Source organism: Morganella psychrotolerans (assembly GCF_965118875.1).
GTDB classification, from domain to species: domain Bacteria; phylum Pseudomonadota; class Gammaproteobacteria; order Enterobacterales; family Enterobacteriaceae; genus Morganella; species Morganella psychrotolerans_C.
The window spans coordinates 1-728 of sequence record NZ_CBCPJD010000059.1 but is presented as its reverse complement, the minus strand read 5'-3'; the positions used below and the strand labels follow the sequence as shown (position 1 = coordinate 728).

1 protein-coding gene is annotated in these 728 nt (G+C 37.0%); it reads left to right on the top strand.

Annotated features, from left to right (window positions below):
* Nucleotides 1-79 precede the first annotated feature (79 nt).
* Nucleotides 80-728: DUF6708 domain-containing protein (locus tag ACMHKJ_RS19305; RefSeq protein WP_413496468.1), on the top strand; the 649-nt coding region annotated here is incomplete at its 3' end.

The following is a 728-nucleotide window of genomic DNA, read 5'->3' as shown; positions in this document are numbered from 1 at the left end:
GAAGACTATCCATCAATATGGGCAGACCGCAATATTGCGATGAGCGAATTTAAACTGGCACTTAAGACTGAGGCTTGATATGAATCTCTATGGATTAATACCAAAATTTAAAGTTAACAGAGAGCTGAATAAGCAGGAGAAGGAAAACCCGCTGTTGCAACATGAGCGTATAGATATACCGGATGAAAAATTAGGCCCCTGCTTAAATGTAATTAAGATAAACTCAAATTATATGGAGGTCATCGATAAGTATTATTGCAGTAAAGGGTGGATGAGTTTATTCGCATTTCTTGGATTAGGACTTTTAATGTATATGACAGCACGGTTGATAATGTCACCAGCAAATAATAGCATACCTAATATATTATTTGCCTGTTTAATTCAACTTATGTTCCTTCCTATATATTATATCTGTTTTCTGCATATAAAAAGGGAGTTTTTTATGAGAACACATTACCCGATCCGGTTTAACCGGAAAACACGGATGGTATATGCTTTCCGGACTGATGGTACGATTATATCGGTACCTTGGGATGCTATTTATTTCACCTCAGGTCTTGGTCGGTTTAAAGCGCCGAATGAGGGGTATTATCTGAGTGGTCATATTCTCAGTGACGACAAAAAAATGATTATTGATACCTTTTGTTTACCTGAATCAGATATATACAGAGAAGATCTTATTCCTCACTGGGAGTTTATTCGGCGTTATATGGAAGAGGGTGTTGAAC